Consider the following 19,823-nt stretch of genomic DNA (forward strand, 5'->3'; position numbering starts at 1 on the left):
GATCGATTGCTTTTTATCCCATGCGGCTTCGAGAATCCTAAAACATGAATCTGGTGCTGATCCGGAAATCGCGTCCCGCGAGCGGCGCATAGTCCTTCAGGAAGCTGGCGTGCCGGCGCGCCTCGACATCGAAGATGTTATTGGCGGAAAGGATTATCGTGGTCCCATTGTCCGCAATCGGTTTGAACGAGATTGAGGCGTTCACCAGCGTATAGTCATCGGTCGGCGTTTCATTAAGGGCGAGCCGCTTCTGGTCCCAGACATGCTCGACTTCCAGGCGGCCTTGCAGCCGCTCACCCTGAGCCTCCAGCCCAGCAAGCATGCGCAGTGGCGGGATGCGGGGAGCGGGACCGACATTCACGATGCGGGCGCGAACATAATCAGCGAGGCCGTCCAGATTGAACGCAAAGCCGCCAAGCTGTGCCAGCTTCACTGACCCCTCGGCTTCAAAGCCATAATAGCGTGCCTTCCCCTGGCGGTATTGGAAGACCGGCAGGTCGTCTTCTATGAGGCCGGTGCGTTCGTCATAAATATAGTTGTCGAACCAGCTATGATAAGCGGACGCACTGAAGCTATACCCTTCGCCCGACCCATGCAGCGTGGCTTCGACACCCCAGCTTTTCTCCTTTTCAAGATTGGGATCGCCGACCTCGAAGGATTGGGTTCCGGCATGCGGGCCGTTGGCGAACAGTTCCTCGGCCGAGGGCGCCCGCTGGCTATGCGATCCGTTGATGCCAAGGCGCCAGCCGTCGGCAAGGGCGTAGCTAGCGCCCAGAGAGCCGGAGAAGGAATTGAAAGTCTTTTTAAGAGAGGGATTTCCAATGTCGCTGTCCGCCGAAGCACTGACATCGCTATATTCATAGCGAGCGCCCGCTTCGGCGCGCAGCTTTCCGAAATCCACCGATTGCAGGGTGAAGAGGCCCAATTGCCTTGTCTCATTCTTCGGCAGGAACTTCTCTTCGCCCTCCACGTCGAAATGGCGGATCAGCATCTGGCCTCCGACTGCGCCTTCCCAGCCACCGCGCTTGGCCTGCAGCAGTTCAAGGCGCGCTTCGAGCCCCTGGTTGAAGAAGGTGGTGCCGACCTCGCCGGTCTCTTCAAGTTCGCTGTGCTGATAATCGGCAAAGCCCGCGCGGAACCGGATCTTGTCCAGGATGCCGCCGCCTGCATCAATCTCTGCGCGCAGGTCAGCGCGGGTCTGCTTCATGTCAAGGCGGACCTCTTCCGCCTCGACCGAGGGATCGAGGGAATATCGGACCGGCACCCCGTAAAGGCTGTCGAAATGACTGACGGAGAAGCCGAGATTGCCGCCATCCGTGATGAGCGCCAGGCCGCCTGCCACATTCCATGTCTCACTGGCGCTGTTGGGCAGCTTGCCCTTGAGGTCAGCGAGTGCCGCTATGGCCGGATCGCTGCTCGCGGCAGCCTCGGCACGCAGAGAGGGGGTCAGGATGTGGGTTCCGGTGTCGAGGTCGTCGGTCTTGCTGTAGCTGCCATCCAGATGGAAGACGAGTTTGTCGGAGAGAGGCGCGTCCAAGGCAGTGGCGATCGAACGTTCATCGGCGGCGGAGCCATAGGTTGCTATCCCCTCCAGATGGATGGGCTCGTCCGGGACCAGACGGGGAATGCGGCTGTCGACCACATTCACCACGCCGCCAATCGCCGCCGAACCAAAGAGCAGCGCTGAAGGGCCGCGAAGCACTTCGATGCGGTCGGCGGTCAGCGGGTTGATGACGACGGCATGGTCGACCGATGTGTTCGACACGTCGAAGCTGCCGATGCCGTCTGTCAGCACCCGTACCCGCTCTCCCTGGAAACCGCGAAGGATCGGCCGCGAGGCATTGGGGCCGAAGGAGGTGGCGGAGACGCCCGGCTGGCTGGTCAATGTGTCGCCAATGGTGGGTTTCAGATCGCGGACCAGGTCGACGCCGCTGAGGACGGAGGTGCCGGACAATATATCCTGCTGGCTTCGCAGGAACACACCGGTGACCACGATGTCGCCGGACTTTTCGCTGTGATAATCATCCTGGGCCAGTGCGGGCTGAATGGTTAGCAGGATCGCGGTTCCGGCAAGCAGGGCACGATAAAGCATTGGGACCTCATGACTGTGGGGTTCTGAGGTCCATTAGGCGAGATGTTACAACATATCAATAGGGCTGTGTGCTATTTTACACAGGACGTTCCCGGCCGTGAGCGCGGATCAAATAGCGGCGATCAGCCCCGTCAGTGCGCCCACCGGTATCCATATCAGCGGCAGGAATAATACCGTTCCCCAGAGCTTCAACTGATCCAGCCGGAACCGTTCGGCAATGCCCATGGCGCTGGATTCGCGCTGTGATTGCACCTCCCACCGCCGTTCCATAGTGCGGCAGGCCGGCACGACGGCCGCGATCAGAAGGGCAATGCCCAGATGGTAGAGAAGGGATGTGGCGCCCGAGGCCACCACGGTGGAAATCACGAAAATCTGAAGGCCAGTGAATAGAACCAGCGCCGCTGCGATGTTGTTGCTCATCCTGCGGTGCCAGTAGCGGGCGGAATGTCCGGGCACGCCCGGTACGGGAAAATATCCTGCCATATGCAACCCCCGGTCTGTTTTTGTGGCGGGGAGGTTTTCACGAGTGGCCGCTCGGATCAAGCATAAATATTTGGGCGGCTTCGCGCTGTTGCTTTGTGGCTCTCGGCGGAGGCGGGCTGATACAATTTGTTACACAGTCTTTCTGAATTCTGACGAACCCATTCCCTGGGGGTTCATGATGTTTCGCCGATAACTGCTCCTGTCAGCGGCCCGCCCTTGTCCCTCCAGGGCCACTGAACCGAATAAGGAGTAGAATGATGCGTAAAGTCATTTTGTTTGGCCTGATGGCTGCGACGGTCCTGCCGGGCATGGCGGCTGCGCAGACGCGGGAACTTGCGCGCGACCGGCAGGAGATACGCGAGGAACAGCGCGATCTGGGCCACGCCCAGCGTTACGGCGATCGCCAGGACATCCGCGAGGAACGCCGCGACCTGCGTGAAGCCAAGCGTGAATATCGTCAGGACTGGCGCGAATATCGCCGCGAGCACCGCAATGTCTATGCGCGGGGTGACTGGCGTTCGCCCTATCGCTACCGCAGTTTTGGCCCAGGCGTGCGGATCGAGCAACGCTATTATGCGCCACGCTATGTGATCGGCGATCCGTGGCGATACCGTTTGCCAGCAGCCCATGGCCCGCTGCGCTGGGTCCGCCATTATGACGACGTGCTGCTCGTCAACATGCGGACTGGCCGAGTTGTTGAGGTGCACCGCAACTTCTTCTGGTAAAGAGCATTATGCCTGTTTGAAAATGACCCGGGAGCCCTGCTTCCGGGTCTTATGTTGCGCCGGATATTTCGGATTTGCTCGGCGCTTGCAAGAGTGTTAGTCGAGCAATACACAACGATCTGGAGCATCCCATGCGTTCGAAATTACTTTCCTTCCTAGCCCTGTCTTCATCGCTTGCCATGGCGGGCCCAGCCGCCGCGGTTGCCCAGCAGAGCGCGCCGGCAAAGAAAGCGTTGACCGAGGACGAACGGCTGACGGCGTTGTTCCACGAAAGCGATGAGGCAAATCTCAGGCGAAATCCGATCAACGCTCTTTTCCGTGGCGACCTTCGTTATGCCGATCGTCTTGGCGATTATGTCTCGAAGGAATATTTCGATGCCGAACGCGCGGCGGCCGAGCAGGAATTGGCGGCATTGCACCAGATCGGCCGCGCCAAGCTGAGCGACGTCAACAAGATCGCCTATGATGTGTTCGAGCGTGACAAGAAGCAGGCGCTGAAGGGCCTCAGTCCCGATATATTGCCCCTGACGGCGGTGCGGCCGATCAACCATTTTACAGGCATGCACACTTTCTATCCGACTTTTGCCTCGGGGCAGGGGGCAGCGCCGTTCAAGACGCTGCAGGATTATGAGAATAACCTGAAGCGGCACCGCGATTTCCTCGCGATGATCGACAAATCGATCGAACGTTTCCGCGAGGGAATGGCGTCGGGCGTGGTCGAAACGAAGATGACGATCAACAATGTCATCCAGCAACTCGACACACAGCTCGCGCAGTCGCCCGAGCAGTCGCCTTATTATGGGCCCGTCAACAAATTCCCCGATGGCATTTCCGCCGCCGACCAGGCGCGGCTCAAGACCGAATATCGCGACATCATCGCGAACGGCATCTATCCGCAATATCGCAAGCTACGGGATTTTCTGAAGGATGAATATCTGCCGGTGGCGCGGGACGGCGTCGGCCTTTCCCACATGAAGGGTGGGGACAAGCTTTATGCGTTCCTTATCGAGGATACGACGACCCTCCCCCTGACGGCCGATTATGTGCACCAGCTTGGCCTGTCCGAAGTCGCCCGGATTAAGGGGCAAATGGAGCAGATAAAGCAGGAGGTCGGCTTCAAGGGCACGCTGCAGCAATTTTTCCAATTTGTCCGTACGGACCCGCAATTCCATCCCAAGTCGCGCGAATGGATGACGCAACGTTTCTTCGAGATCGGGAAGCAGGTCGACGCGCTGGTGCCACAGCAATTCTCCGCGCTGCCCAAGGCCAGGCTAGACATCCGCCCCTATGAGCCTTTCCGCGAGAAATTTGAGGCGGGCGGCTCCTATCAGAGCGGCACGCCCGATGGATCGCGGCCGGGGGTCTTCTATTTCAACGCCTATGACCTGCCCTCGCGCAGCGTGCCCGGCATGACCACGCTCTATCTGCATGAAGGCGCGCCGGGTCATCATTTCCAGATCAGCCTGGCGCAGGAAAATGAGGTGCTGCCTGCCTTCATGCGCTTTGGCGGCAATACCGCCTATGTCGAAGGCTGGGCGCTTTATGCGGAAAAGCTCGGCTATGATTTCGGGCTCTATAAGGACCCATATCAGCGCTTTGGCCATCTGGATGATGAGATGCTGCGCGCCATGCGGCTGGTGGTCGACAGCGGCCTGCACGCCAAGGGGTGGACCCGCGAACAGGCGATCAAATATATGCTCGACAATAGCAGCATGGGCGAAACTGACGCCACGGCGGAGGTGGAACGCTATATCGCCATTCCGAGCCAGGCGCTGGCGTATAAGGTGGGCGCGCTCACCATCCAGCGGTTGAAAAAGAAATCCATGGATGCGCTGGGCGCGAACTTCGATCCGCGCGAATTCCATGCGCAGATATTGATGACCGGCGCCTTGCCCATGACGGTTCTGGAAAAGAAAATCGACGCGTGGATCGCGTCGAAGAAGAAAGCCTGATTGCTTGTCCCCCAGTGGCCGCGCCGTCCTCCCTCGCAAGCCGGACGACGCGGCCGATGACGCACTAGAGGCGTGTCATCAGTCCGAAAGGGGGTGGACCAGAAAAACTAACGCATGAAGGCCGAAAAGGTTCTACGCTCGGGCGGGAATATTGATCCGTAATGATGGGAAGAGATTAGGCAAGTTTGTCTTTGGGGGAGATGCTTCATGAACTCCGTTCGCCCTGAGTCCCTCGAAGGGCGTTTCTTTCTTCAAGGAAAAACTTGGCTTCGACGAGTTCAGCCCGAGCGGGCTTTGGAGCTATGCCCTTGCCAGCGCCTCAGCGATCAACTTCCGGCTGTTCTCCACACCATAAAGCGCGATGAAGCTGCCCATGCGGGGGCCTTGCTCTGCGCCTAGCAAGGTTTCGTAGAGCGCCTTGAACCAGTCGCGTAGATTTTCGAAACCATAGCTTTCGTTCTTGCCGAGCGCATAGACGATGTTCTGAATGTCCTCAGCGCTGGCAGTGGCCGGAAGCGCGGCTAGTTCGGCATCCAGTTGCCGCAGCGCTGCAGCCTCATTCTCTGCCGGTGCCCGGCGCTTCAGGGTCGGCGCCACAAAATCACGATGATAAGCGAGGGCATGGCCGATGAGGCGGTCGAGGTCGGGATATTTTGCCGGGCTGGCGTCCGGCACATAATTGGCGAGATAGCCCCAGACCTGCTCCTTGCCGGCGTCGCCCATGACTCCGACCAGGTTGAGCAGCAGGCCGAAGGTCACTGGCATGGTTCCTTCGGGCACCTTGCCGCCATGGATGTGGTGCACCGGATTGCCGAGCTTCTTGTCCAGTTCCTGCGTGGGATAAGAGGCGCGGAACTGCCAATATTCGTCGACTGCGCGGGGAATGACGCCCAGATGAAGCTGCTTTGCCTTTTTGGGTTCGCGATAGGCGTAGAAGGCGAGGCTTTCTTCCGGTCCATAGGTCAGCCATTGTTCGAGGCTAAGGCCATTGCCCTTTGACTTGGAGATCTTCTCGCCTTTTTCATCGAGGAACATCTCATAAGTGAACCCTTCGGGCGGGCGGCCGCCGAGCGCCCGCGCGATCTTCGAGCTTTGAGTGACCGAGTCGATCAGGTCCTTGCCCGACATTTCATAATCGACGCCCAGCGCCACCCAACGCATGGCCCAGTCGACCTTCCATTGCAGCTTGGCGCCACCCGAAAGGATCGACTGTTCGATCAGCTCGCCTTCATCTTCAAAGCGGACCAGGCCCGTCTCAGCGTCAAGCACCGCCATCGGCACCTGCAGCACGCGGCCACTGCTAGGGCTTACCGGCAGGACCGGCGAATAGGTTGCCTGCCGCTCCTTGCCGAGCGTCGGCAGCATGATGTCCATGATGTCCTGATAATGCAGCAGCACCTGCTTCAGCGTCTCGTCGAAGCGTCCGGCGCGGTAGCATTCGGTCGCCGACAGGAACTCATATTCAAAGCCGAAACGGTCCAGGAACGCCCGCAGCATCGCATTATTGTGGTGCGCGAAGCTTTCATATTTCCCAAACGGGTCGGGAATGGCGGTGAGCGGCTTTCCCAAATGCTCGCGCAGCATATCCTGATTGGGCACATTGTCCGGTACTTTGCGCAGGCCGTCCATATCGTCGGAAAAGGCAATAAGCCGCGAGGGAATGTCCGACATCTCCTCAAAGGCGCGCCGCACCATGGTGGTGCGCAGCACTTCGTTGAACGTGCCGATATGCGGCAAGCCCGAGGGGCCATACCCGGTTTCAAACAGGACATAGCCTTTTTCCGGAGCGCCTCCGGCATAGCGTTTCAGCAACCGGCGCGCCTCTTCATAAGGCCATGCCTTTGACTGCATCGCTACGTCGCGCAATTGGCTCACCGATGTTGCCCTTTCGTTCCCAATAGGCTTAAAGCGGAAGAAGTGACACTCCCCCTAGCCTTTCCTGCGCTGCATGCAAGCCATGGCGGTATTTACCTGCGCGAGCCCGGCGGGGAGACGCGGGCGGTTTCGAAGGGCGAGGCGGTCGGGCGCGCTGCTGAGACGCCGGTGATCTTCATGAACGCGCCGCTGATGGGGCAAAGGCTGGGCTATCCCGATCTGTCGGGACTGGATTTGCTGGAGCTATGGGCATTTGTGCATCCGGCCCGGTTCGTGGTTCCCACTCCCAAGGGCATGGCGCGGGCGTTGGATCTTTCCAGTCGGCCTGGCGAAGGCAGGGGTGACGAATTGGGCGAAGCCGATATTCCAGCTCTCTATCACGCCGCTGCCGGAGCCCTGCTCGCCATATTGGAATCGCCGGAATGGGCGGAGCGGGAGGGCGCCTGGACGAGCGCGCAATCGCTCTATCGCCTGCGGTGGCCCTGGGCGCAGCTTGTGGTGCCGCGGCTCAAAAAGCCGGAGCGGGCGGAGCGGTGGCTTTTCTCCAAGCTTCCCGAATGGGAGGAAAAATCCGCCCGAGGCCAGCCCCGCACCGTCAGCCTTGGTGAAGATGAAGTCGTCCAACGCCTTGGCCGTCTCACCGGTGAGGGGGCCGAGCAGCGCCTCGGCCAGCGGGCCTATGCCGAGGCGGCGGCGGCCTGTTTCGCGCCGCGCGCGTATCGCGATCAGCCCAATCTGCTGCTTGCTGAGGCGGGAACGGGGATCGGCAAAACGCTCGGCTATCTGACACCCGCCTCGCTCTGGGCGGAAAAGGCGGACGGGGCGGTCTGGATTTCCACCTACACCAAGGCGCTGCAACGTCAGCTCGACAGGGAGACGCAGCGCATTTTCCCCGACCCAGCGATGCTTCGGCGGAAAGTGGTGATCCGCAAGGGGCGGGAAAATTATCTATGCCTGTTGAACCTTGAGGATGCGCTGCAGGGCGGTTTTGCTGGGAGGGCGGCGGTGCTCGCGCATCTGGTGGCGCGCTGGGCGGCATTCAGCAAGGATGGCGACATGGTGGGCGGCGACCTGCCGGGCTGGTTGCCCACGCTCTTTCGCCGCAACGGTTCCACCGCGCTAACGGACCGGAGGGGGGAGTGCGTCTATGCGGGATGCCCGCATTACCGCAAATGCTTCATCGAACGGGCCGCCAGGGCCAGCGCCGACGCGGACCTCGTCATTGCCAACCATGCGCTGGTCATGGTCAATGCCGCGCGCGGGCGGGAGATGGGCAACCGGCCAGCCCGAATCATCTTTGATGAGGGGCATCATCTTTTCGATGCGGCGGATTCGACCTTCGCCGTCGCGCTGACGGGACAGGAAACGATCGAGCTGCGCCGGTGGGTGATAGGTCCCGAAGGCACGTCGCGTGGCCGCCGCCGGGGTCTTGCCGCCCGCCTGTCGGACGTCGCCAGCTATGATGAGGAGGGCGGGCGCGCGATCGAGGCTGCGCGCAATGCCGCCATGGCGCTCCCCTCCGACGAGTGGCTGAAGCGGATCAGCGCCGGCGAGCCTTTCGGCCCAGTGGAGGCGCTGCTGGCGGCGGTTCGGGGCACCGTCTATGCCCGGGACGCCCAAGACGCCGCTGACGCGGGCTATGGTCTTGAAACGGAAATGGCGGAGCTGGACGGTGCGCTGGTGGAAGCAGCGCAGGCGGCGGCAGAAGCGCTCGACAACCTGCTTCGGCCGCTGACAAGGCTCGGCAAGCGGCTGGAAGCGGTCATCGAGGACGCCCCCGATTGGCTCGACGGCGCGGCGCGGGCGCGGATCGAGGGGGCGCTGGGATCCTTGAGCTGGCGCTGCGACATGGTGACGGGCTGGCTTGCGCTTCTCTCGCGCGTGGGCGGCCCGGCCGATCCCGATTTCGTCGACTGGCTGGCGATCGATCGCTTTGAAGGACGCGAATATGATATTGGCTTTCATCGCCACTGGCTCGATCCGACCCGGCCTGTGACGGAGGTGGTGATGAGGCCTGCCCACGGAGTCATCATCACCTCGGCAACGCTGAAGGGTGGGGGCGACTGGGACACGGCGGAAGCGCGGAGCGGCGCGCAGCATCTTCCCCGCCCTCCCGCCCGGTTCGAGGCGCCAAGCCCGTTCGACTATGCGGGGCAGGCCGAAGTGCTGATCGTTACCGACGTCAAGAAGGGCGATATCGCCGCCATGTCGGGCGCCTATGCGCGGCTGATCGAGGCGGCGCAGGGGGGCACGCTGGGGCTTTTCACGGCTATCCGGCGATTGCGCGCCGTTCACGCGCGCATTGCGGACCGGCTCGCGGAAGCGCGGCTGCCGCTTTACGCGCAACATGTCGATCCGATGGACACCGGCACGCTGGTCGATATCTTCCGCGATGATCCGCGCGCGTCACTTCTCGGCACCGATGCGCTGCGGGACGGGGTCGATGTGCCCGGCCATTCGCTGAGGCTGGTTGTCATGGAGGGGGTGCCCTGGCCCAAGCCGACGGTGCTGCACGCTGCGCGCCGGCTGGCGGGCGGAGGGAGCGCCTATGATGACCGCCTGATCCGTTCACGGCTGGCGCAGGCCTTCGGCCGCCTCATCCGCCGGGCTGATGACAAAGGGACATTCGTGATCCTTTCGGCGGCCATGCCCTCCCGGCTGCTCTCGGCCTTTCCGGACGGCGTGCCGATCCGCCGTGTGACACTCGACGAAGCGATAATTTCTGTAAGTTCGCGTCTTTCATCCGACACATCTTTCGTGCATCAGGCCGGCAATGCTTCGTTGGTGGAGAGGTGATGAAAAGGCTGACCCTTCTGCGTCACGCGAAATCGAGCTGGGATGATCCGGTATCGCGTGACTTTGATCGTCCGCTGAACAGGCGCGGCGCCCGGGCGGCTATGACCATCGGCCATCATGCGCGCGATCGGGAGCTCCGCTTTGATCATCTGATTGCGTCTCCTGCTGCTCGCGTGGTTGAAACGCTGGACCATTTTTTTGAAGGCTATGGGCAGGTGCTGGAAGTCAATTGGGACCGGCGCATCTATCTGGCCTCTTCCGCCACCTTGATGGACGTGCTGCGCGACGCGCCGGACGGCAGCGAAAGCCTGTTGATGGTGGGGCATAATCCGGGGATGGAGGACCTGATCCTGTCGTTGGTTCCCGACGACGGCAGATCGGAATTGCGGAACGACGTGGAGGTCAAGTTCCCGACAGCGAGCCTTGCCGTGCTTGAACTCGATATCGATCGCTGGGAGGAGGCCGGGGCGAATAAGGCAGCTCTGATCAGCTTCGTGCGGCCGCGCGATCTCGATCCGGCTTTGGGGCCGGATCAGCATTGAGGTTTGTGATGACTCGTCATTCCCGCGTTCGCGGGCATGACGGAATGAATGCAGAACGGCCGGTATTACGCCGCCAGCGCCGCCTTCAGCCGGGCGCGTATCTTTTCTAGCTGAGGCACCAGATTGTCCGCTGTGCCAGCCGGTTGGGGGGCCTTGGCCATATCGGCCCGGTCCACCGGCGCGCTGTCTTCTGCTGTCTCCGGAGCCAGGGTTCCGCCATTGGCCAGCACCTTGCGGGCGCCCTTGACGGTAAAGCCTTCCACATTCAGCAAATGGTGGATGCGGCGTGCCATGGCGACGTCGGCCGGGCGATAGTAACGCCGGTTGCCCGAGCGTTGCAGCGGTTTAAGTTGCGGAAAGCGGCTTTCCCAATAGCGCAAAATATGCTGCGGCAAATCCAGTTCATTTGCCAGTTCGCTGATGGTGAGGAATGCCCCGTCCGCCTTTTCCATGGACTTAGGCTGCACCAATTTGGTACGGTACGTCAACCTTGGCGTCGGTGAAGCGTCAGCCTGCGTCGGCGATCCGGTCCCGCATGGACTGCGAAGCGCGGAAGGTCAGCACCCGGCGCGGCTCGATCGGCACTTCTATCCCGGTCTTGGGGTTCCGGCCGATCCGCTGCGATTTATCGCGAAGGACGAAAGTGCCGAAGCCGGAAATCTTCACATTTTCGCCCTCTGCCAGGGCGCTGCTGATATGGTTCAGAATGGATTCGACCATCTGAGCCGATTCCGAGCGGGAAAGCCCGATCTGCCGGTTCAGCGTTTCCGCCAAATCGGCACGCGTCAATGTTGATTGCGACGACATCCTATCCCCCACAAGCATGAGCGGCCTCCCAAGCCGCGCGTTTCCCCAATCCCCTACATATTAGTGTCATATTTGCGCTGTTTTTGCAAAGGCGCATTGCAGCTAATACAATCAGTTAGCGTAACGGTCCCCATTTGGGACGCTGGCCCAAGTATCAATAGCGCAGGACCGATGCGCCCCAGGTGAAGCCGCCGCCCATGGCTTCCAGGACCACAATGTCCCCGGATTTTATCCGTCCGTCCCGCACCGCTGCGTCGAGCGCCAGGGGAACCGATGCGGCCGAGGTATTGGCGTGCTGGTCAACGGTCACGACGACCTTTTCGGCAGGAAGGCCGAGCTTCCTTGCGGTTGCGTCCAATATGCGCGCATTGGCCTGATGGGGAACGACCCAGTCCACATCCTTGGGCTCCAGACCCGCGAGGCCCAACACTTCGCTGAGCACTCCGGCAAGCTTGCCAACCGCATGCTTGAACACTTCCTGGCCGCGCATCCGCAGCTTGCCAACTGTGCCGGTGGTCGATGGGCCGCCGTCCACGTAGAGAAGGTCATTATACCGCCCGTCAGCGTGCAGCCTGGTCGCCAGCACGCCGCGCCCGTCCTCTGCCGGGCCAAGCACGATTGCTCCAGCGCCATCGCCAAAGAGCACGCAGGTGGTGCGGTCGTCCCAGTCAAGGATCCGGCTGAAGGTTTCCGACCCGATGACCAGCGCATTGGTGGCCGAACCCGCACGGATCATGCTTTCCGCAACAGATACCGCATAGAGGAAACCAGAGCAGACAGCGGCGACATCGAAGGAGACGCAATCGACGATGCCGAGGGCCGCCTGAACCTTGGTGGCGCTGGAAGGGAAGGTCTGGTCCGGTGTTGCGGTGGCGAGGACGATGAGGTCAATGTCCTGCGGCGTAAGGCCCGCCGCTTCAATCGCCCTGACGCTTGCGTCGGTGGCAAGGGACGCCGTGGTTTCATCTTCAGCGGCTATGTAACGGGTATGGATGCCGGTACGTTCGACGATCCATTCATCGCTGGTTTCCACCCTTTGCGCCAGTTCCGCGTTGGTGACACGGGTCCGTGGAAGGGATGATCCAGTGCCCAGAATGGCGGCGCGGCGCGTCATGATGCAAGCGACTCCGATGGAAAATGCGCCCGGAAGTTCGCAAGGTCTTCCGTGATTCGCTGTGTTATGTTCTGGCGCAGCATCTTGGCCGCGACATTGACCGCGTTGGCCACGCCCTTGGCGTCGGCGCCGCCATGGCTTTTGACGACCACGCCATTAAGGCCAAGGAATACCGCACCATTATGGTTGTTCGGGTCCAGATGCACTTTCAACATATGTAGTGCGGGACGCGAGAGAAGGAAGCCCGCCTTGGAACGCAGCGAACTGGTGAAGGCGCGCTTCAGCAGGTCAGTCACGAACCGTGCCGTCCCCTCAGCGGTCTTGAGCGCGATGTTGCCGGCGAAACCCTCCGTCACAATGACATCGGTTTCGCCCGAACCGATCTTGTCGCCTTCGGTGAAGCCGTCGAACTGCATCGGCAAAGTGGTTGCGGCGCGCAGGACTGCGGCGGCATGGCGGATATCGTCGGTTCCCTTGAGTTCCTCGGTGCCGATATTGAGCAGGCGCACGCGCGGCCGGTCGAGGTCAAGCGCGACACGGGCATAGGCCGCACCCATCACAGCGAACTGGATGAGATTCTGCGCATCGCATTCGGTATTCGCGCCCAGATCGAGCATGACGACGTCATTGTCCCCAAGCGTCGGCAGCAGCGCAGCGAGCGCTGGCCGCTCGATGCCGGGCATGGTGCGAAGGGCAAGTTTCGACATCGCCATCAGCGCGCCGGTGTTGCCAGCGGAGACAGCGGCACCTGCTTCGCCTGCCTTAACGGCGTTGATGGCGAGGCCCATGGAGGATTTTTTGGATTTGCGGAGGGCTTGGCTGGGCTTGTCGGTCGCGGCGACGACATCCTCGGTATGGAACACCTCCGACGCCTTGCGCAAATTGGGATGGCTGTCGAGCGCGGCCTTGATCCGCGTCTGGTCGCCGTAGAGATTGAACTGAAGGCCCTCATGGCGATGCCGGGCCAGCGCTACACCGGCCATCATGACGCGAACGCCATCGTCGCCGCCCATCGCGTCGATTGCGATCCGCGGCGCTGCCCCCACGCTGTTCAACTCCCCTGGAAGCGTGCCGTCGGCTTAGGCCCCGACGGCGATGATCTCACGGCCATTATAGTGGCCGCATGCGCCGCACAGATTGTGGGGGCGCTTCAGTTCTCCGCAATTCGGACACTCCTGATAAGCTTCGACGCGAAGCGAATCATGGGAGCGGCGCATGCCGCGCTTGGACGGCGTAGTTTTCCTCTTGGGGACGGCCATGTCGGTACCTGTTCCGGTTTCTCAAACTTCAAAATTCATGTGCGACAGGCCGAAAACGCGCCTTTTTGCCAAACGGCCCCTTGCGGCCGCAGGCCAGTGCGGCCAGTCCATCGCGAGCGAAAGGCGCGTATAGCGTTTTTTCGAGCGGTTGCAAGCTAATCCTTGCCCTTTGGGTTCCTGCTTGCCAAGGTCCGCCGCGTTCGAAACGACCCAAAGGAATCCGTATGTACTTGCCGATCACGCTAACCTTCGCCGCGGCAGCCTCGCTGCTCAACATATGGCTCGGCATGCGGATTGCGCGGCTGCGGTTGCAGCATAAGGTGCTTCATGGGGACGGCCAAAATGACACATTGTCGCGGCGGATGCGCGCTCAGGCCAATTATGTCGAATATACGCCCTTTGTGCTGATCCTGACGGGCGCCATCGAACTGGCGCTGGGAAGTGCCGACTGGCTGTGGCTGCTGGCGCTTGTCTATATTGTCGGCCGGGTGCTGCATGCCTTCGGAATGGACAAGGATTTCGTCTCCAAATTGCGGCAGGTGGGAATCCTGGTGACTTGGCTTACTATCCTCGGCCTTGCCGGCATGGCGCTTTATACCGCCTATGGAGCCCCCTCGCGTGAGCTTCCACCGGCGCTCGGGATGCAGGTTTGATTCCCTGCACTAGCGAGCCATTCCGGCAGGCTCATCCCGGACCTGAAGGGAAAATGGCGGAGACGGAGGGATTCGAACCCTCGGTACGACTAATCATCGTACGACGGTTTAGCAAACCGCTGGTTTCAGCCACTCACCCACGTCTCCGCATTGGTTATGCGCCGCGAGTGCGCATTGGCTGTCGAGGTGAGCGGCTATAGCGGGGTGCGATGGTCTTATCAACCGGCTTGGCGGCCAGCGCGGCTCCGGCGCGAGTTTTTTCTTGGTGGTGCTGCAAAATTCCACGATTCCCGAGGGTTCAAGACCGTTTCTGGGCGGTCTGGCGCAAAATCGACTCGGGTCAGCGCCCGTTCATTGCCGTTTCATGTGCCGGGGAGATAATTGGGCCCAGGAATTTTTCGGGGGATATGAACATCATGCGTCCTATAGCCATCGGCCTTCTCGGCGTCTTTACCCTGCTCTCTCTGGGGCTTGCGCCGGTGCAGGCGCAGATGCGTTCGATTGATCCCAATAACGCGATCGATGCCGATCTGGCACCCGTGCCGCCAGCGGACAGCCCCAGCACCCCGCCTGCCTCCCCGACTCCGCAGGACATGCCGGTCGACGGCAATGTCTATAATGAATCCGCCACGCAGAACGGCACGGCGGGGGCCGTTCCTCCCGCAACCGATCCAGCCCAACCGGCGGCACAGTCGCGGGTTTATCAAAAGGACGATCTGATCGGCGCAGCAGAAGGAGTGTTCGGCAAGGGCGCCGAGGGTCTTGCAGGGATCATCGAGAAGATCCTGAAGGACCAGGGGGAACCCAACGCCTATGTCGCGGGCCGCGAGGCGAGCGGCGCTTTTGTCGTCGGACTTCGCTATGGTTCGGGAACGCTGTTCCACAAGGTCGAGGGGCAGCGAGAGGTTTACTGGACCGGGCCTTCGGTAGGCTTCGACGTGGGCGGCAACGCGTCTAAGACCTTCGTGCTCGTCTATAATCTTTACGACACCCAGGACATCTTCAAGCGCTATCCGGCGGGTGAAGGCGCGGCCTATCTGGTGGGCGGCTTTACCGCGAGCTATCTGCGGCGCGGCGATGTGGTGCTCATCCCGATCCGGCTTGGCGTCGGCTACCGATTGGGCGCGAATCTTGGCTATATGAAGTTTACCGAGAAATCGAACTGGCTGCCCTTCTGACTGGGCGCGTTCAGACCAGTCCCAGGCGGGTCAGCTCCCCCAGCAGGCGGGCGGGCATTTGGGCGACGTCATCCTCTCCGCCCTCCAAGTCTGGCGGCGCGTCCTTGGCGGCGAGATAGCGCCAGCCCTGATGCGCCCGCCGGGGCGTAGAGCGGACCGTGATGAGGCGCGGCTCGAGCCTGATCCAGATGCGCCCCTCGGGTGCGTCCGCAAAACCCATGATCGGGCTCCGGCCCACAATGCGGTGGTTCAATATCCAATAGAGCGAGCCACCCGCCATCTCTGCCTGGCGCTTTGGAAGATAGCGCGTGGTGAGGTGCGCTTCGCCAGGTCCCGCATGGGATTCCAGCCAGGAGCGCAGCTCGCCCGCGCTCTCGCATTGAAAGGCGATCTTGGTCATGTGGAGGGGCATGGAGACAAGATGGCCGCAGCAATCAGCGGGATCAAGATCGTTGTCAGAGACCCACCATGCCGCTTGCGACGGCGAGGCCCAGAAAGGCGAAGAAGCCCATTGAATCGGTGATCATCGTTACGAAGACCGAAGATGCGACAGCAGGATCCTGGTCGAACCTTTCCAGCAACACCGGCACCATCACGCCCGCACAGCCCGCCACCACGATGTTGATCAGCATGGCGCAGGCTACGACCAACCCAAGCTGGTGATTGCCAAAGACAATCCCCACGCCAAGGCCGATCAGCATGGCGATGGTAAAGCCATTCAGCACCGCCACCCGGATTTCCCGCCAGACGATACGCCAGGTATTGGATTGGGTAAGCTGGTTCATGGCAAGCGCGCGAACGCTGACCGCCATCGTCTGTGTTCCGGCATTGCCGCCGATGGAGGCTACAATCGGCATCAGTACGGCCAGCGCAACCATCTGTTCGATGGCCCCTTCAAAAAAGGCAATGATGGTCGATGCCACAAGCGCGGTGCCGAGATTGGCGACCAGCCAGCGCACGCGGCTTTTGTAGCTGTCTCGAATGGGCTCGTTAATGTCGCCTTCGCCCGCGCCGGACAGGCGAAGAATGTCCTCGCCGGCCTCTTCCTGGATGATGTGGACGACGTCGTCCACCGTGATCATGCCGACGAGCCGCCCGTTGCCGTCCACCACGGCGGCCGAGATGAGCGCATATTTCTGAAAGCGGAGCGCCACCTCTTCCTGGTCCATGTCGACCGGGATGAGCGTCTGTTCCCGCTTCATCACGTCCGACAGCGGAATGCCGCGCGGACAGCGGAGAATCCAGGAAAGCTGGCAAGTGCCGATGGGCTTATGCTGCTCATCGACGATGAAGATTTCCCAGAAATCAGTGGTAAGGTCGCTATGCTCGCGCAGATAGTCGATGACCTGGCCGACGGTCATATATTCCGGCACCGCGACCAGGTCGCGCTGCATCAGGCGGCCGGCCGATTCTTCGGGGTAGGAGAGGGCGTCCTCGATGGCGGCGCGGTCCTCCGGGTCCAGCGCCTCCAGGACCGCCTGCTGGTCCTCCTCCTCCATGTCCTCGATGATCGCGACGGCATCGTCGGTATCGAGCTGGGTCGCGATCTCCGCGACCTGTTCGGGCGCGAGCGCACCGATCAGGTCGTCGCGGACATAATCGTTGAGCTCAGCAAGAACCTCGGCCGTCACCAACTCCCCAAGTGCGGCGGCGAGCGCTGCGCGGCGGTCCGAAGGGGTGAGTTCGAACAGGTCGGCGATGTCCGCCGGATGCAGCGGCCGCACAAGGTCGCGGGCTTCCTCGTCCTGCCCTTCTTCCACATGGTCGAGAACCGAGGAGACGAATTCCGGCTTCAGCCGGTCGTCTTCGTCCAGACGGGTTTCAGGGGGCAGCTCCTCGTCTTCGGACGGCGGCTGCGTGACATCGGTATCGCTCATCGCCGCCTCCTTGTTTTTGCGCCCTTGAAGTACGCACCCTTTCGCCCAGGCAACATATAATTGCAATGGCCCGGCTTTGTTCAATCAAATCCGGCTTTCTGGTGATTGGGGCTTCCATCGGGCCGGGTAGGCTCTATATCGGCGGGCAATCCCATTTCTTATACTCTGCGTTAGGAGACGATCGTGGCCGGCGATACCCTCATCATGACCCTGGAAAGCGGCGATGTCGTCATCAAGCTCCGCCCCGACCTCGCGCCCAAGCATGTCGAACAGATCAGCGCGCTTGCCAATGAAGGCTTTTATGACGGCGTCGTGTTCCACCGGGTGATCCCCGGCTTCATGGCGCAGGGCGGCGATCCGACCGGTACCGGGATGGGCGGTTCGCAGCGTCCCAACCTGCCCGCCGAATTCAACAGTGAGTCGCATGTTCGGGGCGTTTGCTCAATGGCGCGCTCGGCCAATCCCAACAGCGCCAACAGCCAGTTCTTTATCTGCTTTGACGATGCCACCTTTCTCGATCGCCAGTATACGGTGTGGGGCGAGGTAACCGAGGGCATGGAGCATGTGGATGCCCTGCCCAAGGGCGAGCCGCCCGCAAATCCCGGCAAGATCGTCAAGATGCGGGTGCCGGAGTAACTCTTAACCGGCTGACCCAAGGCCGGAATGTCGGCCACTTTATTCCAGCCATCCGTCATTCCTGCGAAAGCGGGAACCCATCTCCGGTCTTGGTTCGCCGTCAGAATGTGAGACGAGTTGGGTCCCCCTTCGGGGGGATGACGATGAAAGAAACCTCTGCCACCAAGGGGCTTGCATTCAGGAGCTACTTGCCCTTCAGCGACTGGATGCAGCTCGACTGGTCGACATCCGCGCCCGATGCGAGGCGCGTGTCGACATGGGCCACGACGGCTTCCTTCCGTCTGCCCGGTGCATAAAGATAGGCGTCGAGCACGCAGCGGCCATTGGTGAACTGCAGCTTGCGAACGCTGCTTTCCCGTACGTCAAGACGAGGCTCGCCGAACAGCGCCACCAGCTTGCGCGCGTCGGCACCAGCCAGTCCTTCTGGCGCCCTGCCATAGAAGGCGGCGCTGCGGGCGCGCGCGGAGGTGTCGGTTGGCGCCCGGGCGGCGGGGGCGGAGACGCAGGCGGATAGGGCGAGCAGCAGCGCAGGCAGCGGCGAAAGGGAGCGAGGGACAGTCATCGCGCTTTCATTGCGTAAGGGCGCATGCGGGTCAATTCGCTATTGCCCGGAATAGTAAGAACAATCGATAAGGCGTTGTCGAAAAATGAGCGATGAATATGGTTCGAAGAGAACAGGAGTTTCCGTGACCCAAGCCACTCTGGATATTGTCGGCATCGGCAATGCAATCGTCGATGTCATCGCCCAGTCCGATGACGCCTTTCTCGCCAGCCACGCGCTGAGCAAGGGCGCTATGCAACTGGTCGACGCCGAAACGGCGGAGCTCATCTATGGCGAGATGGGGCCAGGGCTGGAGGTGAGCGGAGGCTCGGCCGCCAATACGCTGGCGGGCATGGCGGCGCTGGGTATGAAATGCGGCTTCATCGGGCAGGTGTGCGATGACCAGCTCGGTGCCGTCTTTGCGCATGACATCCGGGCGCTCGGCATCCACTATGCGACGCCCGCCAGCAATGGCGGAGTGCCGACCGCCCGTTGCCTGATCCTGGTGACGCCGGATGCGCAGCGGACGATGAACACCTTCCTGGGCGCATCGCAATTTCTTCCGGCTTCGGCGCTGGACCCGCAACTGATCGCTTCGGCACGGGTGCTTTATCTTGAAGGCTATCTCTGGGATCCCGAAGAGCCGCGCAAGGCGATGCGGTCAGCGATCGACATGGCGCGCAATGCCGGGCGTGAAGTGGCCTTCACCCTGTCGGACAATTTCTGCATCGCCCGCCACCGCGACGATTTCATGGCGCTGATCGACAATGGCAAGATCGACATCCTCTTCGCTAATGAAGGGGAGATCAAGTCGCTCAACGAAACCGACAATTTCGAGGCGGCGGTTGCCGCCACCGCCGGAAAGGTGGGAACGCTGATCGTGACGCGGAGCGAAAAGGGCGCCATCGCTATCCAGAAGGGCATGCGCTACGAAGTCGCCGCCGAACCAGTGCCGCAGGTGGTGGATACCACTGGTGCAGGGGACCTTTTCGCCGCCGGTTTCCTCGCCGGCCATCTGAGCGGCCAGACGGTTGAAGAGAGCCTGTCGATGGGCGCGGTCGCGGCGGCGGAAGTCATTTCCCACTATGGGGCGCGGCCGGAGGCGGACCTGAAGCAGTTGATGGCCAAGCGCCTCGGAAAATAAGGGGGCGCCTCAGCACCCCCATTCGTCCCGAGCGAAGTCGAGGGACGCTGGCGCGACATGTCTCGACTTGGCTCAACACGAACTGAACGTGGTGCAGATTAAGACCACGTCGCTTAACAAGCCCCCCCCGTGATGAGGAGGGGGCCTGT

The 19,823-nt window shown here is 61.4% G+C and carries 19 protein-coding genes and 1 tRNA gene; 8 read left to right on the plus strand and 12 right to left on the minus strand.

Annotated elements, in window-relative coordinates; genetic code table 11:
* Positions 1-37 precede the first annotated feature (37 nt).
* Positions 38-2,092 (minus strand): TonB-dependent receptor, encoded by a 2,055-nt coding sequence (locus VJS46_RS11040; protein ID WP_324060099.1) that lies wholly within the window; start codon positions 2,090-2,092, stop codon positions 38-40.
* Between the two features lie 108 nt (positions 2,093-2,200).
* Complete coding sequence (locus tag VJS46_RS11045) at positions 2,201-2,575, minus strand: hypothetical protein (RefSeq protein WP_324060100.1); 375 nt, start codon at positions 2,573-2,575, stop codon at positions 2,201-2,203.
* Positions 2,576-2,832: 257 nt separating this feature from the next.
* Between VJS46_RS11045 and VJS46_RS11050 the strand changes: the two genes are divergently transcribed.
* Entirely contained in the window at positions 2,833-3,300 is a 468-nt protein-coding gene (locus tag VJS46_RS11050; RefSeq protein ID WP_324060134.1) for an RcnB family protein, read from the plus strand.
* A gap of 131 nt (positions 3,301-3,431) precedes the next feature.
* Positions 3,432-5,252, plus strand: coding sequence for a DUF885 domain-containing protein (locus VJS46_RS11055; protein WP_324060101.1), 1,821 nt, complete (start codon positions 3,432-3,434; stop codon positions 5,250-5,252).
* A gap of 300 nt (positions 5,253-5,552) precedes the next feature.
* Here the strand turns inward: VJS46_RS11055 and VJS46_RS11060 are convergent, their stop codons facing one another.
* Positions 5,553-7,127 carry a lysine--tRNA ligase gene (locus tag VJS46_RS11060; protein ID WP_324060102.1) on the minus strand — a complete coding sequence of 525 codons (1,575 nt, stop codon included), beginning with the start codon at positions 7,125-7,127 and terminating at the stop codon, positions 5,553-5,555.
* Between the two features lie 42 nt (positions 7,128-7,169).
* Here VJS46_RS11060 and VJS46_RS11065 point away from each other — a divergent pair, with 42 nt between their 5' ends.
* The gene (locus tag VJS46_RS11065) at positions 7,170-9,923 is read left to right on the plus strand and encodes an ATP-dependent DNA helicase (protein WP_324060103.1); all 2,754 of its coding nucleotides are present in this window, start codon (positions 7,170-7,172) and stop codon (positions 9,921-9,923) included.
* Positions 9,923-10,465 (plus strand): histidine phosphatase family protein, encoded by a 543-nt coding sequence (locus VJS46_RS11070; RefSeq protein WP_324060104.1) that lies wholly within the window; start codon positions 9,923-9,925, stop codon positions 10,463-10,465. Before VJS46_RS11065 ends, VJS46_RS11070 begins: the two co-directional genes overlap by 1 nt.
* Before the next feature lie 65 nt (positions 10,466-10,530).
* On the opposite strand, the gene VJS46_RS11075 is transcribed toward VJS46_RS11070, so the two are convergent.
* From VJS46_RS11075 to rpmF, 5 genes are all read right to left on the minus strand, one after another.
* Positions 10,531-10,917, minus strand: a complete 387-nt coding sequence (locus VJS46_RS11075; RefSeq protein ID WP_324060105.1) for a MerR family transcriptional regulator — start codon at positions 10,915-10,917, stop codon at positions 10,531-10,533.
* Between the two features lie 55 nt (positions 10,918-10,972).
* A complete protein-coding gene (locus VJS46_RS11080) occupies positions 10,973-11,272 on the minus strand; it encodes an integration host factor subunit alpha (protein ID WP_324060106.1) in 300 nt (99 codons plus the stop codon).
* Positions 11,273-11,426: 154 nt separating this feature from the next.
* Positions 11,427-12,386, minus strand: coding sequence for a beta-ketoacyl-ACP synthase III (locus VJS46_RS11085; protein ID WP_324060107.1), 960 nt, complete (start codon positions 12,384-12,386; stop codon positions 11,427-11,429).
* Positions 12,383-13,399 (minus strand): phosphate acyltransferase PlsX, encoded by a 1,017-nt coding sequence (gene plsX / locus VJS46_RS11090; RefSeq protein WP_414708008.1) that lies wholly within the window; start codon positions 13,397-13,399, stop codon positions 12,383-12,385. The genes VJS46_RS11085 and plsX overlap by 4 nt, the downstream gene beginning before the upstream one ends.
* A 66-nt stretch (positions 13,400-13,465) precedes the next feature.
* The gene (rpmF, locus tag VJS46_RS11095) at positions 13,466-13,645 is read right to left on the minus strand and encodes a 50S ribosomal protein L32 (RefSeq protein ID WP_324060109.1); all 180 of its coding nucleotides are present in this window, start codon (positions 13,643-13,645) and stop codon (positions 13,466-13,468) included.
* 224 nt (positions 13,646-13,869) lie between these two features.
* Here rpmF and VJS46_RS11100 point away from each other — a divergent pair, with 224 nt between their 5' ends.
* Positions 13,870-14,298, plus strand: a complete 429-nt coding sequence (locus VJS46_RS11100) for an MAPEG family protein (RefSeq protein ID WP_324060110.1) — start codon at positions 13,870-13,872, stop codon at positions 14,296-14,298.
* A gap of 54 nt (positions 14,299-14,352) precedes the next feature.
* Here VJS46_RS11100 and VJS46_RS11105 read toward each other — a convergent pair.
* Positions 14,353-14,445 (minus strand) — tRNA-Ser (locus VJS46_RS11105).
* Between the two features lie 260 nt (positions 14,446-14,705).
* On the opposite strand from VJS46_RS11105, the gene VJS46_RS11110 reads away from it, so the two are divergent.
* Positions 14,706-15,476 carry a DUF1134 domain-containing protein gene (locus tag VJS46_RS11110; RefSeq protein ID WP_414708005.1) on the plus strand — a complete coding sequence of 257 codons (771 nt, stop codon included), beginning with the start codon at positions 14,706-14,708 and terminating at the stop codon, positions 15,474-15,476.
* A gap of 10 nt (positions 15,477-15,486) precedes the next feature.
* Here the strand turns inward: VJS46_RS11110 and VJS46_RS11115 are convergent, their stop codons facing one another.
* Together VJS46_RS11115 and mgtE are read right to left on the minus strand one after the other, a co-directional pair.
* Positions 15,487-15,888 carry a DUF1489 domain-containing protein gene (locus VJS46_RS11115; protein WP_324060112.1) on the minus strand — a complete coding sequence of 134 codons (402 nt, stop codon included), beginning with the start codon at positions 15,886-15,888 and terminating at the stop codon, positions 15,487-15,489.
* Between the two features lie 43 nt (positions 15,889-15,931).
* Complete coding sequence (gene mgtE, locus VJS46_RS11120; protein ID WP_324060113.1) at positions 15,932-17,353, minus strand: magnesium transporter; 1,422 nt, start codon at positions 17,351-17,353, stop codon at positions 15,932-15,934.
* A gap of 183 nt (positions 17,354-17,536) precedes the next feature.
* Between mgtE and VJS46_RS11125 the strand changes: the two genes are divergently transcribed.
* On the plus strand, positions 17,537-17,989 hold the full coding sequence (locus VJS46_RS11125; RefSeq protein ID WP_324060114.1) for a peptidylprolyl isomerase: 453 nt from the start codon (positions 17,537-17,539) through the stop codon (positions 17,987-17,989).
* 184 nt (positions 17,990-18,173) lie between these two features.
* On the opposite strand, the gene VJS46_RS11130 is transcribed toward VJS46_RS11125, so the two are convergent.
* Positions 18,174-18,551 (minus strand): hypothetical protein, encoded by a 378-nt coding sequence (locus VJS46_RS11130; protein ID WP_324060115.1) that lies wholly within the window; start codon positions 18,549-18,551, stop codon positions 18,174-18,176.
* Between the two features lie 85 nt (positions 18,552-18,636).
* Between VJS46_RS11130 and VJS46_RS11135 the strand changes: the two genes are divergently transcribed.
* Positions 18,637-19,674, plus strand: a complete 1,038-nt coding sequence (locus VJS46_RS11135; protein WP_324060116.1) for an adenosine kinase — start codon at positions 18,637-18,639, stop codon at positions 19,672-19,674.
* Positions 19,675-19,823: the final 149 nt, after the last annotated feature.

Source organism: Rhizorhapis sp. (assembly GCF_035276005.1).
Classification (GTDB): Bacteria; Pseudomonadota; Alphaproteobacteria; order Sphingomonadales; family Sphingomonadaceae; genus Rhizorhapis.

What these genes read in the sequence shown, in the direction of transcription:
- VJS46_RS11110 (WP_414708005.1), top strand. Translation starts at nt 14,706, where the DNA reads ATGAACATCATGCGTCCTATAGCCATCGGCCTTCTCGGCGTCTTTACC.
- VJS46_RS11070 (WP_324060104.1), top strand. Translation starts at nt 9,923, where the DNA reads ATGAAAAGGCTGACCCTTCTGCGTCACGCGAAATCGAGCTGGGATGAT.
- VJS46_RS11100 (WP_324060110.1), top strand. Translation starts at nt 13,870, where the DNA reads ATGTACTTGCCGATCACGCTAACCTTCGCCGCGGCAGCCTCGCTGCTC.
- VJS46_RS11040 (WP_324060099.1), bottom strand. Translation starts at nt 2,092, where the DNA reads ATGCTTTATCGTGCCCTGCTTGCCGGAACCGCGATCCTGCTAACCATT.
- VJS46_RS11045 (WP_324060100.1), bottom strand. Translation starts at nt 2,575, where the DNA reads ATGGCAGGATATTTTCCCGTACCGGGCGTGCCCGGACATTCCGCCCGC.
- VJS46_RS11075 (WP_324060105.1), bottom strand. Translation starts at nt 10,917, where the DNA reads ATGGAAAAGGCGGACGGGGCATTCCTCACCATCAGCGAACTGGCAAAT.
- VJS46_RS11085 (WP_324060107.1), bottom strand. Translation starts at nt 12,386, where the DNA reads ATGACGCGCCGCGCCGCCATTCTGGGCACTGGATCATCCCTTCCACGG.
- VJS46_RS11055 (WP_324060101.1), top strand. Translation starts at nt 3,432, where the DNA reads ATGCGTTCGAAATTACTTTCCTTCCTAGCCCTGTCTTCATCGCTTGCC.
- VJS46_RS11050 (WP_324060134.1), top strand. Translation starts at nt 2,833, where the DNA reads ATGCGTAAAGTCATTTTGTTTGGCCTGATGGCTGCGACGGTCCTGCCG.
- rpmF (WP_324060109.1), bottom strand. Translation starts at nt 13,645, where the DNA reads ATGGCCGTCCCCAAGAGGAAAACTACGCCGTCCAAGCGCGGCATGCGC.
- mgtE (WP_324060113.1), bottom strand. Translation starts at nt 17,353, where the DNA reads ATGAGCGATACCGATGTCACGCAGCCGCCGTCCGAAGACGAGGAGCTG.
- plsX (WP_414708008.1), bottom strand. Translation starts at nt 13,399, where the DNA reads ATGGGCGGCGACGATGGCGTTCGCGTCATGATGGCCGGTGTAGCGCTG.
- VJS46_RS11080 (WP_324060106.1), bottom strand. Translation starts at nt 11,272, where the DNA reads ATGTCGTCGCAATCAACATTGACGCGTGCCGATTTGGCGGAAACGCTG.
- VJS46_RS11130 (WP_324060115.1), bottom strand. Translation starts at nt 18,551, where the DNA reads ATGACTGTCCCTCGCTCCCTTTCGCCGCTGCCTGCGCTGCTGCTCGCC.
- VJS46_RS11135 (WP_324060116.1), top strand. Translation starts at nt 18,637, where the DNA reads ATGAGCGATGAATATGGTTCGAAGAGAACAGGAGTTTCCGTGACCCAA.
- VJS46_RS11115 (WP_324060112.1), bottom strand. Translation starts at nt 15,888, where the DNA reads ATGCCCCTCCACATGACCAAGATCGCCTTTCAATGCGAGAGCGCGGGC.